This is a genomic window from Halorubrum vacuolatum (genome assembly GCF_900188065.1).
GTDB classification, from domain to species: Archaea; Halobacteriota; Halobacteria; order Halobacteriales; family Haloferacaceae; genus Halorubrum; species Halorubrum vacuolatum.
This window is the reverse complement of the sequence record NZ_FZNQ01000027.1, coordinates 14364-29284: the sequence shown is the minus strand read 5'-3', so window position 1 is coordinate 29284 and position 14921 is coordinate 14364. Positions and strand designations below refer to the sequence as shown.

Here is a 14921-nt window from a genome sequence, read left to right as displayed (position 1 = left end):
AGACGCTCAGAAGATCCACAAGCAACGACCAATCTTACAAGAGACGCTCGCTACCGCTACACAACCGAGGTGTGAGGCTTAACTAAAGACGGATGCTCTATGTCCTTCTCTTCTTCAAAGGTATAACTTCGTGAGACAGAGTCGTTCGGGAATAACTCATCGAAGCCACCAAACTGTTGAAGCGGATCGTTGTCCGGGTCAGTGGGATACAGCTGAAAAGCGCCCTCATCTATCGAACTGTCTGTTTCGTTTTCTAACGTGTAATCGATTGCATATTCGTAGCTCCCGGTCTTTTCATTCACCTCAAAGCTCTCAAGAGTCACCGTCAATCCACCAGCACCCTCATACGAGTCACCAATCTCATTCCAATCACGGACGACCTCAAAATTCGCAGAGAGATCAGCTACCGACACACCAAATGTTCCCACTAATTCTCGGGTGATAGATATGGAGACAGTAGAAGATTCTTCAGGCGGGACAGTCACCTGTTCAGTCACCGTTTCCCCCTCAGTTATTTCTTCAAACGTGGTGTCACCGATGGTTTCTCCATCTACTGCTTCCCCATCAATCACGAATTGAAGCTCTTCTGTCCCCTCTGTCTCACCTTTGTTTTCTACGGTTGCCGTCACCGTGACTGATTCACCGGGGCCGGTCTGGGACGGCTCCACCGACAGATCAATCACTTCAAATTCGGCTGGAGCTGGTTCTTCTGTTTCCTCTTCCGGCTCCTCTTCTGTTTCCTCTTCCGGCTCCTCTTCTGTTTCCTCTTCCGGCTCCTCTTCTGTTTCCTCTTCCGGCTCCTCTTCTGTTTCCTCTTCCGGTTCTGTATCGGGTTCGGGTTCCGTTTCATCGTCAATACATCCGGCAATTGCCAAGGTTCCCGAAGCCACAAACAAAACCTCTCGACGTTGCATTACCCTACCAGAATGGCCATGAGATGATAACAACTTTGCCAAGAAGAGGGAATTACTCGTGAGCAGACCCTCACTTCCGTTGTTCCCTCAACTATGACGGCGTACCAGCGGCGTCGCAAACGTGAGCCTAAGATCGTGTGGTTCCGACGTATTTGACGCTGTTGAAATTCTCCAGTCACGGAGCAAACCCATATCAGAAACTCTTGAGAAGCCGAAAATGAGTCTCACTGAGGCTCCTCAACTCCGTTCAACTCTTTGAACACGTCGTTGCAACACGCACCATTCTCAGTGAACGGGTGGTACTCGAAGTCCGGATTACCACAATAGGTGAACGTTAGCCACCCGTCTAAGAAATCGCCAACATCGTAGTATTCTTCCTCAAGCCATCTCCCGATCTCGAAGCCTTGTGTTATTTTTTCTTCCTGATACACCGCCAGCACCAATACCACGTCGTCGTTAACCGCGTCACGAGCAGGCCCGAACTTGTTTTTCAATTTCCTATCAATCGAGTTCGTCGTTCGTGTTCTCATTCCGAACCCGAATCCCCTTTCTAAAAGTGAAGCATGGTCGGGTTTCGTAACCTCAATCCAGATGTCTTGATCGTCAGTGGTGAGCCGAAGGTCGAAGTCCTTCGATGTACCACGGTCGGAAAGTGCCGCGTTCATTGATACCTGATTCGCGCCGTACACTTCCCGTAGGTAATACAGAAGATATAGCTCAGCGAATACTGAATTAACTCGATCTTCATCACCCTTCCTTATTTCGTTTAGCCAATCCAGCGTCGGGTCTGAACTAACATTCACTGAACTGAGGTACTTGTTAATGAGTTGGAGATCGTGGCGTTTGAATTTCCCAAGAAGCTCCTCCCCATTAATTGATTTTTCACCGAGTAGATCGTTGATATTCGGGTATCCACGTGGTGACGGAATAAGCTGGCTGTGAGGAAACTTCGATTCTAATTCGCGCTCGACACCATATGAATACAGAGTGTATGAGTGGTTTTCGAGGGGTGCAGTCGGTTTGCTATTGTTATCAACTTCGATTATTTCACACCCGAATTTATGCTCGTACTCGGGTTCTGACGGATGAATATGAACGATGTCCCCGATGTCGTAAGGTTCGTCGGCAGGTTCAAATTCCGAACTCATTTCATGTCACATCAATCTGGTTCGCAATTTGTATCGTGTTTAAAATAATCCCTGCCCCAAATTCGAGCGGGCTGCTGAATATACGCTCTGTATCTCGCACGACGCCCGAAACCTATCACTGTTTGAGGATTCCAACAGAGCCTCAAATCTCAAATATCTATAGATTCACCGTCTTAGCCGACTTCGGCGTTATTGAGGGATATTAAAATTTTTGGCTAATACCCGGGGGACGAAGATCGCCGGTGTAGGTCATGGTGGTAGCCTATCTTGATGATATCACACCCATCAAGGTACGCCAACGAAGCACCAGCAGACAATCTACAGACTATTCGACGGGAACAGAGGCAAGGCATTAGCGTATCAGCCGGTGACCCTCCTCGACTCTTGCAGAAGGTAGCGAGGTGGATGCATTATGTCTGAGGATCAGCGGCATCTGTCAGCTGAGACTGTACGAGCAGCTCGGATCAACGTTGTCGACGGAGAATCTATCGGAGTCTGCCTCTACCTCAGTGCAGAGGATCTGGTCGCCCTAGGCGTGGATCCACAACAGTCACACGAGATCTGGTATCGTATTGATCCTGATACGGCCAGTCTCACCATATCAGCTGATGCGCCAGCCGGAAACATTGAACCACCATCGACCGAGCACAGCTCGATCAACCGGTGATTGATTTTGCTACTGAAGACATAATCAGATAATCATGCCAGAAATTAGCAACGATAAAACGACGGCGCACGCCTATCCGCCGAAGGAGATCTACAACGCGTGGGGCGAGCATGCAGAAGAACTCAACATGAGCATTAGCCAGTACATCATTCGAATGGTGGAATCTGGTCGGAAAAACATCAATATGGAAGATAGCTCGTCAGACACGCTGAGGGAACTCTTACAGCAGCGTGCGACACTTAGCCGTCAGGTTGAGCGTCAACGTGACCGGATAAAAGACCTAGAGCGGCAACTAGAGCAAACATCTCAGTCAGAGATTGCATCTTTCGTCACGGAGAATCCGGGTGTTCAAACGCCCGTGATCATTCAGCACGTAGCAGATACAGTACCCGGTCGTGTGGCCGGTCATCTGGATGCACTTGAGGGAAGCCTCATCGAACGTCGAGATAGCGGGTACTACCCCATCAATGCTGACGAGAGAAGTGAAATGTCACAGAGTGCCCCTGATAAGATCCAATGACTCGACCAAAAGGTACCAAGCCGGAGGAGTTTAGCGGGGTGTATCAGAGTTACAGCGATATTCCTGTGCGTTATCGGTTGGAGACATACGCTGATAGCTATCAGAATAAAGAGACATGGAATGACTACTGCAGTGAGGTGTTATTCGCGAAGTTTGACTCAAACCATATCCGTGATACTGCTAAAAAAGCGGGCAAGTCGTGGTTAGCACATATGGATGCTAGGGGACGTCACCATGCGTTAGCGACTCCATTAGATGTGGACACATGGTCGCAGGAGCTAATGAATGGGAATCGGAATAGGCGGACGTGTTATGAGCAGTACTTTGTCCGTATCTACCAGTTCTACGATTACCTCAAGCAGAGTTACCAGCATCCACATCTCTACAATCCCTGCTTGATAGCAGCCATTAATTACGAAACAACGCGATACCTGTGGGACTACCGTGTTGATGTGCGACCGGAGGTGAGGCCCCGTGAGTGACAACCAAACCCACTCCGGAACCGACGCTTTCGATGACGTGTCCGAGGCATACGCGACGGCATTTAATCGGGACCCAGATCCACTCGAACAGTATAGCGATCAATTCAAAAACCTACCAGATCCATTTGAGTTCTTCATTCAGAAATCCTTGAAAAACAGAGACTCGATTGGTGATCCTGACACCTACGAGCACTACCATCGGACATATCGCGAATGGAAGGACTACATCCGCACAACTACGGATGATCGCCATCCAGCCTGTCCGTCAACTGCACACGTAAAGCGATACATCGAATGGCGGCGCGATGTGCATCAAAATAGCCGTAGGACAATCCTTGGAAAGCTCTCAAGACTCGCCCAAGCTTACGAATACTGGCAAAGCAAACAGATCATGCCGCACCCGAAGGGGTGGAATCCGTTCGAGATAGCGAGAGAGGAAGTTAGCCTAGGCGAGGATGAGACTAGAAACTACCCAGATCTGCCCCTCTCAACTCTGCAATCCGAATTTGCAAAAATAAACAACATCCGCAGCAGAGCCATCATCGGTACACAGCTCAAAGAAGGGTTGCGCGCGGGAGAAGTCGGGAATCTTCGTCTATCTGAAGTCCATATTAGCCACCACGAATTGCAAGGACAGTATCCTGAGTTGGGTACACACCATGCGCTAAGTGGTCACAGTGACGTGGTGTATGTACCGCACGACCGCGACGGCAACAAATCGACCAATCCACGCCTGCTACCTATCGATGATGAGCTGCGATGGTTATTGATACGCCATCTATTGACTCGACCACAAGTGGACGAACCGTGGGTGTTTCTCTCCCGTAGAAGCTTTGGGAAAATAGGCCCCAAGCCTGTCAATCGAGTATGGAAAGAGGAGTTTCACCCGAAGTACGCCGAAACAGCGGAGCACGATGCAATTACAAGCCATTTCGGACGCCATTGGTTCTCCACCTACTGGCGATTAGAGGCTGGTCTCGAACGTGAGCACGTCCAGTACATGCGCGGAGACCTCATACAGCCATATGAAAAGTATCCAGACCCGATTGATGACTATCTACATCCTAACTATCGTCAAATTGAGTCAGTATACCGGGAGAATGTTTTCAAATTAAATATTGCTTTGAGTCACTCTCCCTGATAGGGTACATACCTACGTTCCGGAAGTGCCGACCGATAAGGATACTCCCAGTATTGACCGCACCCCAGTCACAATCTATCGCTTACTGAGGATTTAAACAGAGTCGCCTGTCTGTGTATATGCAAAAAATGCTATTTCGAGCTTGTGTGTGTCCGAGTAGCGGAGATTATCGCAATAATCACGACCAATATCACAACCAGTGCGCTCATGTATAGAAGATTGTTGATGGTCCGCCTTCCTGCGGTATGACGGATTTGTCTTCGGTTCGAGAAACGTCCTGTAAGCCTATCTCCGTGGGGTTCAGCACTCACATCGAGTTCGGCTGAGTTGTATCAACAATCTCCGCCAGAAGAGTGCAAAGTTAGGACGAAAACGAGAATAGCCGAGAAGTTTCCAGAGCCGTCACATACGGAGTTGTACCGAGTGAAGTTACAAAAACGTTCGTCTGATTTTCTCGTTGTCAACGGATCACTCGAAACAGATCTAGCGGACAGAAGCTTATACTGTATGACAGCCAATTCCGGTGTATGGATGTCGACTGGGATAGGTATCACAACAATACGCTCTACAAACTCCGAGTTTCCATCCACTTCCTCGGGCGACAGTCGACGGTGTTGAAGCAACGGTTCTTCACCGCGGTAAAGGAGAGTCTGGTTCGAAACAGTGTGTTCCTGCTTGGTGTGTTGCTTGTGTTGTGGTTTGCGGCCGCCGGTCTTCCCACGTATGGATTGGCGTTGGTCGGGGTTGGAGCTGTCGTGTTGGCGTGGACTCCTTTCAGACTGTACGTGAACCAGTTGACGAATACGGCTGCTGTGCCAGATGACAGGAAGGATCCTACGCCGTATCAGCGCCGGGTGTCGTTGGTGTCTCGGTGCGTGGCTGATGCTGGGATTGGCTTCCTGTTGGTGTCAGCGGGGTTCGCGGTGCGGGTCGTGACATCTCTCGGATGACCCGGTCGGAGATTAGGCGAACGGGATGTGGAGTATTTGAACGTAAATCAGGAGAGCGGTGTAGAAGACGTAGAGGACGCTGAAAAACACGAATCCGGGATAGAAAAGTTCCTTAAACGACGGGAGTGACAGGAACGGGTATTGAGGAGGCCTCACATCGGGTTCGGGTAAGTTGTCGGGAAGGTAGTCAGGGATGTTCTTCGCGTGTTCGTCACCAACGACGGCGACGACTCGGCCTCCTTCTCGGGAAGCCTCGGTGATCTGTTGGGCGATCATCTCGTCTCGGCCACCTTCTGACCTTCGAGACTCGTGGATGCGGAGGGTAAGGAGTGGCAGTAGCGAGCTGACGAACAGCCAGCCAGCGCCCTGCAAGACTCTGCCGTCCATTCCGACGTAGAGTGAGTAGTTGAGAAGGACGAAGAAGAGGACGACGGCGAGGATCTGTACGAGTAGGTGTGAATTGTGGAGGACGTCGAGATCGGTTTCACGTGTGTACTTGATGTCGGCTTCTTGCGCATCTGCGAGGTCTTTGAGAATGGTTTTGTCGGCGTATACTTGGCGGGCGAATAGGTATTGGAAGATGAGCATTATCCAGCCGTACCATTGCTGTGTGAGGCTGTAATCGGCTTCCTCGGCTTGGCCTTCAAGAATTAGGTAGTCTACGCCTTCGACAAGAATTTCGCGTTCCTCGTTGAGGTCGGCCTTGGAAGTGTGGACTTCACCTTTTATAATAATCTCTGCTTCTGTACCGCTCATCATCGAGTAAGATTCATCAGGTGTAGTTAATGTTTCTGGGATGTGATTGAACTGTCTTCATGATTCTCGCACCGATACAGATACGGATCTGGCAGTGAGAATTTGGGGCATATTAACGGAAGAGACCGAGGTTGACTTCAACTATGACCTCACCCGCAAACAACTCCGGGAAGCCCGCAAAAATTCGGCTTACAGGCAAGCTACATCAACAACACGGTGTTTACCGTGCTGTAAGCCGCCAAATCCTCCGAATACTATGATTCCATCGAACTCCGATCAACGACCCTCCCGACTACCCAATTCAGACTATGAACCTCGTAGAGCTCCTCCCGAACTACACCGCGGAGAATCCCCGCCAACCGGTGCGCAAGGATATGTTGAGATCACTTCGTGACAAAGCCGATATTCTCAGCTATGAGGAGCCCGCACCGACCAGCCCGCACTACTGGGCTCTCACAAGAGTTCGGACGAGAAATTTTCAAATTTGATAAGAACCGTGTGCTAAATTAAACGCGCGTATCTCCCAGTGACTTCTTGTTGGCGTAGCGAAATTATTGGACTATGGACGCAGAGTAATACGTAAACGGACTTATTGAATCAGAGCGTGGTGGAATGATTGAGAGGGCTAAGTGGATTTCTGACCAACGACCACAGTTCTCAACGGGGATGACAATATTCGGTGGTCAAGAAGCGTTGATTACCTTTGAAGATGCCCAATTATGTTATATTCACGGGGTATTTTCTGGTGCAATAGTGCTTGGTCAATCTTTTATAGAACAGTCTATTTGCGGTCTTGCATATAGTGCGGGCAAGTTCGCTGAAGATGATAGACCCGGCTACCATGATGCTGTTGAATTTCTTGACGAGAACGACATTTTAGCGTCTGATGATGTGGAGGGCGTTGCGCTAAACGAGTTGCATCAACGTCGAAACCCGATTGTACATTACCGAGGTCCGATAGACGGAACCACCTTCTCAGGCAGAAAAATGGAACATATCCGTGAGAACCCGGAAACAAAGGCTCTAACGATATATGATATGCTGAAAGAGGATGCTGAGATGGTACTGAAAACGTGCTTCTCAGTGAGTAGAACGTTTGGGGTAGGAGATAGAATAGGGTAGGTAATGACGAACTTACTCATATTATTTTTTGCATTTGAGCTAACCTCTGTATATTGTATACCAGTCCTATCAATACTTAGCGATCTCAACAGATCTACTGGTACATAAATCTACTTTCTAGGGGTGGCAGATTCTATCTGACCTTCGATTTGAGCGGATTCTCAGGAACGAGTACGCGATCCTCGACAAGCTCCTTGTGATCACTACTCAACTTAAACACCTCATACACATCGTCGTGTAGACTGTCTTCCACGGTCTTCAAGCGCTCTCCGGCCTCATCAGTTGTCTCAGTAGAATCGCGGGCTACATCCAGAACCCTCTCCATACCATCTCGGGTCCGCGGATAGTCGGCATCAAATAGGTCTGAGAGAGATGTTACGTTGAGCGCGTCCAGCAGGTCAATGAAAGATTTCGCTGTGTCCGCATCGTCCAGATCTACCGACTGATGTACGTTCAGACGGACAGACGAGCCCTCACGAGATGGTTGTATGTCGGTGTCATTGGCTTCATCACTATCCGGGATGCGTGTAATATATGCTGTCCGTGTAATGTCAACTTTGTCAACGGAGGCGGCATCCAGCAGCTCGGACGAATTGGCGAGTAGTGTTTCCGCACGCCGATATTCACTGATAAGATCTTGCATCTGACGTGCTGTTGTGGCGATGCTCTCTACTAACTCGTCCTCAACATTCTCGCTTTCTGGATCGGGTATAGGGATGTCGCCTACGTACTCTGATTTGTACCGAAGATAGTTTCCACGATACGTTGCCGCATTCCGACGAATGTAGAACTGGGCTAAGTCACTATTTAACACGCCCGTAATGAACCATGCGAGATCCTCGTTGTTGGGGGCAATATAATAGGTCGTGTCGAGACAGTAGAACTCTCCACCGTCATCCACCCAATAGTTGTTATAGTAGGCGATGTCTGGTGTGACGATTTTTGTTTGCTCAAATAGTGATGGATCTTTCGGTTTGTCAAGTGCCCAGTAGTCTTCGTTCTGCTCTCTAACGCAGTAGCGGTCTTCAAGCTCGTCTCGGTTTTCCCCGTCGTTGTAATACTCCTTCGTATTGGGATAGTCGTCAATGTCTGTCCCCGGTGGCGTGTAAACCACGTAGTCTCCATCCCACAAGTCCTCCCAGCGCTTTACTTGGCGACCACCGAGTATCGGATGAATAAGCTCATTTTCTATGTCGTACTCGTCGATTGTTTCCTGATCGACAATGAATACAGGATTCTTTCCGGTCCGAAGGCCGCGCTCGATCTTATTCTTGTGCCCATAAGACCGTAGCTCTGAGCCGTGATCTTCCATCCAGTTCAGCACTTCCTGCTCGTCAGCCGGAGCAAATTGCCAGTCGGAGTTGGATACAGCAACAGATTCTACAGGGTAAGACTGAATCGGGGGTTGGTCATCCCATGTGATGCTGTCGGGAACTGGTATCCCTTCGTCTTCTACTAAAGTTGGAATATCTGGAACTTCGCCTCCCCACTCCGCTGGCAACGCGAGGGCGAGAAGATCAATAACGCGGTGATTTTGTTCTTCTCCACGCTCAGGTGTACTGCTCACGGAATCCCACCCTGAGATGTCATCCGATTCGATCCAATCTTCCATTGACTCACCAACAGAGACGTAAGAGAACCGATAGTCATCAACAACAAAGTCGTCGGCGGACCGAATACCATCTCGGTTCAGCCCTGTCAGAATCATAATTATTGGATAAGTTGTTGCGTGAGCGAATACGTCGACATCACCAATATTCACCATCTCACCGATACGATAACGTTGAGGAATGAGTTCTCGCGCCCGCTCCCCATATCTACTATCAAGGAATTGGTTAGAAGTGATGATACCTAGTTTGCCTCCCTCTCGGAGCCATTCAGATGCCTTCTCAATGAACAAAAGATATAGATCGTAGTTGTGATACGCTGAATAGTAGTCGTTATAATCCTCTTTTGCTGGCCCGTTTTGGATGTTCTGGATACGAACATATGGCGGGTTCATGACGATGTAGCCATAGTTCTCCCGTGTTTTTGCTCTGTCTGCTTCACGGCGCTCACGCTCATAGCTTCGCAAGAGAGCATCACTGAACGTGGCTGTCATCGAGGTTTGTGTTTGCCGTCGCAGAGAGTCCGTCTGATAAACGTGGAACCGATTCAGTGAATAGTCCGGATTTTCGTCTTTTACTTCTTTGTAAAGGTCGATTATCTGGAATAGAAGGTTCATCTCTGTGATGTGGCACGCGAAGGGATTCAGATCGAACCCCCAGAGTCGCTCCTGCATAATCTCTACTGCCTCTTCTGGGGGTACGTTTCGGTTATCTAAGCGCTCAAGAAGTCGACCCGCTGCCCTAACCAGAAACGTCCCTGAACCACAGGCTGGATCGAGTAAGTCGTGTTCAGGCTGATCGATTGGATTATCAGGGGTGTACCCTACACGGTCAAGTATAAGATCAACAACGCTTGTCGGCGTGTAGAACTCGCCTAATTCTTTCCTCTCTTCGGGAGGAAGATGCTGTTCGTATAAGTGCCCGAGAACGTCTCGATCCACACTCCCAAAGTCGAAGTGATTCAGATGCCAGAATGTTTTCTTTATTACAGTATCCAAGTCCTCATCGTCGGAATCCAGCTCCCAGTCGAAAATCTGCCGTGAGTACAGCCGATCGTAGATCTCACTCAACTCTTCCGAAGCAACATCAAATAGATCAACATAATTCCGATCAACATACCTTGAGAAGTCATTCCAGAACGAGAAATAATCCACGACCCCTCCATCACTAATCATTTCCTCAACCAGATCCTTGTCCTCAGCGATACGAATTAGAAGGATCTTATTAATCTGGACGTAGATACTTTCTCGGCAGAAAACACGACGATTCTCATCGTCCGAGTTCTCTTGTCGGTTGGAGAGCCGTACCCATGTTTCGTAGTCAGAATAAAATGCTCGGTACTGCTCATAATCGTCCCGAAGTTCAGCAAGTTGTGACTCCAACTCAGCTATTTCGGTATCATCGTCGTGCCCCTGCTCTTCTAACGTCTCAATCTGCTGTTCTAAGTTGCTGGCCTGTTCTTGGTACTCATCATACCGGGACTCAAACTCATCGAATGCTCTGAGCGTGTACGGCATCCAATAGTCGTCTAAAGCCGTCGTCAGACTATTAAGCAGATTATCGAACCCTTCATCGGTTGAGACACTCTGACGATCAGAAAATGTGAAATTGTCGTACCGACCTGCGTTCACTACATCTGCTTTTTTCAGGTGGTTTAGGTGGCTAATCGCATCCAATTCCTCTTGCGGAATATCCTCACTCAACGCTTCCCCCGACTCTACGTTACGGATCCGCTCAAAATTGATACTGGTTAAAAGTTCACCGCCGACGCCGTGCCGGACTTCGTCTGCGGTATCCACATCACAGCGACGATAGAGTAGTAGTCTGTCAAAGTTAGTCGCAATGAAATAATCTACATATGGACTGTTTGATGCGTAGCGAAACGCTTGCTCAATTCCTTCCTCAACATCTCGGTCACGTCGCTTTGCCTCCACAATAATGACTGGATTCTGCTCCTCATCGTAAAATCGTATGTCGTTCAGATCATCTTCTTGGGCGTAGTCTGACTCGTCCCATCCCAAAGTCTCGTTACAGAACAGCAGTCGAGCAAACCGAGGAGTGAGGTCTAACTCATTTCTAGTACCACCGTTAATTTCCCGGTAGAAACTGTTGTATGCCTCAATAACCGAGGAAATGAAATCCGACGTGATCGATGACATAAGCGCGTGTTCTACGCCAGAATTGTTAAACGTGTGTTTTATCAGATTACACCTTAGCTGGTAGTATTCCTTACCGCGACCATATCTCGCCGGAACTACCGGAAGCCGACATAGCAATCCGTTTCACAGCACGGTATGGGAAACTACTCTTTTACTCATACCCAGCCAACAAGCCGATTTGTTTCTTCGTCTGTCTCCACTACCTGATCTCGTTCCTGAGCAGAGTTGATTTCCGTTTGAATTTCAGAAACTTTCTCAGGTGGTAAGATCCTCAATCGATAGTCATATTCTCCAACGCGCCGGAAGACTGCGAAGTAGTATCGGAGACTAGTTTTATCAAATTTATTTGAGTTGAACATTTCCGCCAGACGGGTCCCGCCAGTTTCAGTCGGAAGGTAAATTCTGGTCTGTTTGCTGCCGTCGTGGTACTTTATTTTTCTGTCTACTTTCTCGCCCTCAAATCGGAATGTAATATAGTACTCTGAATCCACTTTCCACCTGTCACCGTCTTCTAGGAAAAACTCGCCGAACTGCGTAGGGATGTCCATCTGATTCTTGGATCCACCCTGTGTATACCCCAGCCGTGCCCATACTATCGAGGCGTTACGGGGATGGTTGGTTTCCTCCCAGTCATCATACTCCTCAGATGTAGTATCAGGGCTTACATCGGAGGACTCCCGAATATCCTCATACCAATCTAGAAGCTCGTCAGTGACGGGGTGGCTCTCACCCCACGTCTCTTCCCACCATGAAGAGATCTGTTCAATTGCCAAATGACTCGGGTCTATAGAGCGTAAGAAGACGGTAGCTTCCCAATTTCTCGTCATCCCGGACTCGGTTAGATTTGAGGACCCCATCATCAGATGATGACTCTCTGGGTCCTGTATCCATACAAACTTAGGATGAAATCGCGGATTGGCGTTAAGACTATCTCGTCTCCTTAGCGATTCTGCTCCAACTACCCTAACATCTCCTATATCCTGAAGTAACCGAACCGCTTCTGGCTGAGTATGTCCATAATCAAAGGATACAAGCCACTTTGAGGGGGTTGAATCTAGAGAATTTGCTAACCCGTTTTTAACGCGCTCTACGCCTCCTGTAGTAGCATACGCGAAGCCGGCTCTGAAATCCTCAGATTCTTTGGAGTCGATACTTCCCAAAAGCGAACTAATTGGGGTTGATTCGGGCGTTTGTAGTCCCAGACCTAATTTTGTATCAGTCACGATGGATTAGTATCAATCATCCCGTTATTTAAATAGCATTAGGTGTCGCTCAGTTCTGTTAGTACCGATGAGGCGGGCGGCTTCGTGAACTTCCGTGAGACAGTGCCGAGTACGTGATGTATGCGAACAGTTTCGTTCATTTGAGTAAACCTCGAATATTATGAAAAAGGTAGTGGTAACCGACAACAAAGAAAAGCGGTGTGTTATTATCTATCCTCCCGGTCGAAACGGGAAGTGTGACCCACGCTGCGTTGTATGCTTGTAACTCAACTGACTGATGTCACTTGCTGAGGATTTCAACAGGGAAGTTTAGAAAACAGTGAATTGTGTATCAGCCACTGTCCCGGCATGAGACATATTTGCGGTGTCTAGTAACTCAAAGATACACCGGATAGATGTACGATTATGTAAAGTCGTTCAGCAAACGGGATTGGCCCTGAGTATGTGTTTCGGCCTGCTCATTTTGATCATCCTGTTCATCGGGAGAATCTTCCTCTGAATCGTTTTTAAACAGACTGAACGTTTCGGGGATGTCCCGTGCTCTTTTGAATCTGTTGTCAGAGACAGTAAGTGTGGTTTTGAGCCCACAGTGATCACAATACTGTTCGATACCTCCGATTTGCGTATGTGTAATTTTCCATCCTTTGTCATTAAGAGGATGCTGGCAAGCAGGACAAGAGAGCGGCACTGATGATTCCCACTTCTCGATGAGGTTTGCACTCATTAGTGGCCCCTCAAAGCCACACGTGGGCTGCTCCGTTTCACCACCATGCTCATGTTTGTTATCTTTTTTATCTTTACCGTTATTTTCGTCACTTATTCTGTCGGCCTCTTCATCATCGTCTCCATCATCACTTTGACGCAGACTGGGATTGTGTTCACATATGTATTTTTTAACCTGATGACCGTGAACAGTATCAGATCCCCATGGTCGCACGTCGCCACCACACTTCGGGCATTTCCCTTTGATTACATCCCCGATTTTGTCAAGAGCGGAATCAACGCCGAATCGATCAACTAATTTTATTATTCCGTGGTCTAGATCGTTTTTATCTCTTGTGTGGGTGCGTTCACCGAGCACATCTTGTAAGTCATCAAATTTTGTTTGGGGGATTATTGTGGGGCATTCACCAACTTTCTCGCCCTTGTGGATAAGTCTCCCTGTGTATTTCGGATCACGGAGGAGGCTCCGGACCTGATGGTACGACGGAGTCAAATCTGAATCATATTCTTTTTCTACCTGACGATGTGCTCGTTTCATATTCCCCGGCGGTATCTCCGCTCGCTCGTCGCCATTAAGTACGATGTCCACAATTCGTAGAATGATCGGTTTTTGTTCTTCGATGATTTCGAGTTCATCACCGTCAGTTTTGGTAAATCCATATGAGGGTCGTCCGGGCCATTCGTTTTTTTCAAGCTTCTTACGCTGGCCGCTTTCCCTGCCTTTCGTGATGTTGTCGTATTCTCTGCGTGCTTGTACGACTTCTAGGAAGAGCATTAATTGCTGCGTAGGATCTACCATATCAAAGTAGCCCTGACCATCGACATACAGTATCACTCCTTCCCGCTTCATTTTCCAGAGGAATGCTGCGGCTTCAAGTGGATCGGCTCGAGTTAAGCGGTCAATATCACGAAGCATTAGGCAGTAGGTCCTGTCGCTTCCTTCCACTTCTTGGATAATCTGATTAATCGTATCGCGGCGCATCGTTTTACCGGATTCCCAGCGATAACCAATACGTACAACATGTTCAACATCAAAACGTTCTTCTTCAGATATTTTTTCATCTTGATCTTCGATACTCGTTCCTTTTTCCTGAGCTTTTGTTGAAACTCTTGTGTACTTTATTATCGCATCAATACGCTCATGGACATCATCAAAGGATAGGCCCAACCCAAGAATTAGAAGAAGTGGGCTTACAGGGCTGATCAATTTAGATGCACCAGACAAAGGCCAGTTTATAAGAGTACCACTTAGTATATATACAGCATATATAAGAGACCCACTCAACAGAAGCATACCCCGAATGCTGGTCCCTTTATTATGGGGTGCATATACAGGACTTAAATGAGTAGCCTGATGTAGACTATTCGCGGGTAAAGAACCACGGTTATTTTCTGACGATTCAAGTTCGGCGTTGTCATTTTTAGACATCCCGCTAGGAGCGAGGGGGATGACACTACCCTCGGGGACGCGAGGATCCCGATATAGGCAAAAGATATATTATCATCGAA

General features: G+C 48.2%; 11 protein-coding genes. 5 read left to right on the top strand and 6 right to left on the bottom strand.

Annotated features, from left to right (window positions below; all coding sequences use genetic code 11):
* Positions 1 to 56: 56 nt before the first annotated feature.
* Together CHB65_RS15230 and CHB65_RS15225 are read right to left on the bottom strand one after the other, a co-directional pair.
* Positions 57 to 914 carry a CARDB domain-containing protein gene (locus tag CHB65_RS15230; protein ID WP_089385886.1) on the bottom strand — a complete coding sequence of 286 codons (858 nt, stop codon included), beginning with the start codon at positions 912 to 914 and terminating at the stop codon, positions 57 to 59.
* A 224-nt stretch (positions 915 to 1138) separates the two neighbouring features.
* Positions 1139 to 2062, bottom strand: a complete 924-nt coding sequence (locus CHB65_RS15225; RefSeq protein ID WP_089385885.1) for a hypothetical protein — start codon at positions 2060 to 2062, stop codon at positions 1139 to 1141.
* Positions 2063 to 2474: 412 nt separating this feature from the next.
* On the opposite strand from CHB65_RS15225, the gene CHB65_RS17075 reads away from it, so the two are divergent.
* From CHB65_RS17075 to CHB65_RS15205, 4 genes are all read left to right on the top strand, one after another.
* Complete coding sequence (locus CHB65_RS17075; RefSeq protein ID WP_143420454.1) at positions 2475 to 2729, top strand: hypothetical protein; 255 nt, start codon at positions 2475 to 2477, stop codon at positions 2727 to 2729.
* 34 nt (positions 2730 to 2763) lie between these two features.
* Positions 2764 to 3249 carry a hypothetical protein gene (locus CHB65_RS15220; protein ID WP_089385884.1) on the top strand — a complete coding sequence of 162 codons (486 nt, stop codon included), beginning with the start codon at positions 2764 to 2766 and terminating at the stop codon, positions 3247 to 3249.
* Between the two features lie 474 nt (positions 3250 to 3723).
* Positions 3724 to 4872: a tyrosine-type recombinase/integrase gene (locus tag CHB65_RS15210; protein ID WP_089385882.1), complete on the top strand. Its 1149-nt coding sequence runs from the start codon at positions 3724 to 3726 to the stop codon at positions 4870 to 4872.
* Between the two features lie 527 nt (positions 4873 to 5399).
* Positions 5400 to 5822 (top strand): hypothetical protein, encoded by a 423-nt coding sequence (locus CHB65_RS15205; protein ID WP_089385881.1) that lies wholly within the window; start codon positions 5400 to 5402, stop codon positions 5820 to 5822.
* 12 nt (positions 5823 to 5834) lie between these two features.
* Here the strand turns inward: CHB65_RS15205 and CHB65_RS15200 are convergent, their stop codons facing one another.
* Positions 5835 to 6578, bottom strand: coding sequence for a hypothetical protein (locus CHB65_RS15200; protein WP_089385888.1), 744 nt, complete (start codon positions 6576 to 6578; stop codon positions 5835 to 5837).
* A gap of 612 nt (positions 6579 to 7190) precedes the next feature.
* Here CHB65_RS15200 and CHB65_RS17070 point away from each other — a divergent pair.
* Positions 7191 to 7700, top strand: coding sequence for a hypothetical protein (locus CHB65_RS17070; protein WP_143420453.1), 510 nt, complete (start codon positions 7191 to 7193; stop codon positions 7698 to 7700).
* 133 nt (positions 7701 to 7833) lie between these two features.
* Here CHB65_RS17070 and CHB65_RS15195 read toward each other — a convergent pair whose 3' ends face one another.
* The 3 genes from CHB65_RS15195 to CHB65_RS15185 form a co-directional block, all read right to left on the bottom strand.
* Positions 7834 to 11466, bottom strand: a complete 3633-nt coding sequence (locus tag CHB65_RS15195) for an Eco57I restriction-modification methylase domain-containing protein (RefSeq protein ID WP_089385880.1) — start codon at positions 11464 to 11466, stop codon at positions 7834 to 7836.
* Between the two features lie 155 nt (positions 11467 to 11621).
* Positions 11622 to 12689 (bottom strand): phospholipase D-like domain-containing protein, encoded by a 1068-nt coding sequence (locus CHB65_RS15190; RefSeq protein ID WP_179213685.1) that lies wholly within the window; start codon positions 12687 to 12689, stop codon positions 11622 to 11624.
* Between the two features lie 403 nt (positions 12690 to 13092).
* Positions 13093 to 14637 carry a recombinase family protein gene (locus CHB65_RS15185; protein WP_218818965.1) on the bottom strand — a complete coding sequence of 515 codons (1545 nt, stop codon included), beginning with the start codon at positions 14635 to 14637 and terminating at the stop codon, positions 13093 to 13095.
* Between the last annotated feature and the right edge of the window lie 284 nt (positions 14638 to 14921).

Bases quoted from the DNA above. Each gene is read 5' to 3' on its own strand.
- CHB65_RS15230 (WP_089385886.1), bottom strand. From the start codon at position 914: ATGCAACGTCGAGAGGTTTTGTTTGTGGCTTCGGGAACCTTGGCAATT.
- CHB65_RS15225 (WP_089385885.1), bottom strand. From the start codon at position 2,062: ATGAGTTCGGAATTTGAACCTGCCGACGAACCTTACGACATCGGGGAC.
- CHB65_RS17075 (WP_143420454.1), top strand. From the start codon at position 2,475: ATGTCTGAGGATCAGCGGCATCTGTCAGCTGAGACTGTACGAGCAGCT.
- CHB65_RS15205 (WP_089385881.1), top strand. From the start codon at position 5,400: ATGGATGTCGACTGGGATAGGTATCACAACAATACGCTCTACAAACTC.
- CHB65_RS17070 (WP_143420453.1), top strand. From the start codon at position 7,191: ATGATTGAGAGGGCTAAGTGGATTTCTGACCAACGACCACAGTTCTCA.
- CHB65_RS15200 (WP_089385888.1), bottom strand. From the start codon at position 6,578: ATGAGCGGTACAGAAGCAGAGATTATTATAAAAGGTGAAGTCCACACT.
- CHB65_RS15195 (WP_089385880.1), bottom strand. From the start codon at position 11,466: ATGTCATCGATCACGTCGGATTTCATTTCCTCGGTTATTGAGGCATAC.
- CHB65_RS15220 (WP_089385884.1), top strand. From the start codon at position 2,764: ATGCCAGAAATTAGCAACGATAAAACGACGGCGCACGCCTATCCGCCG.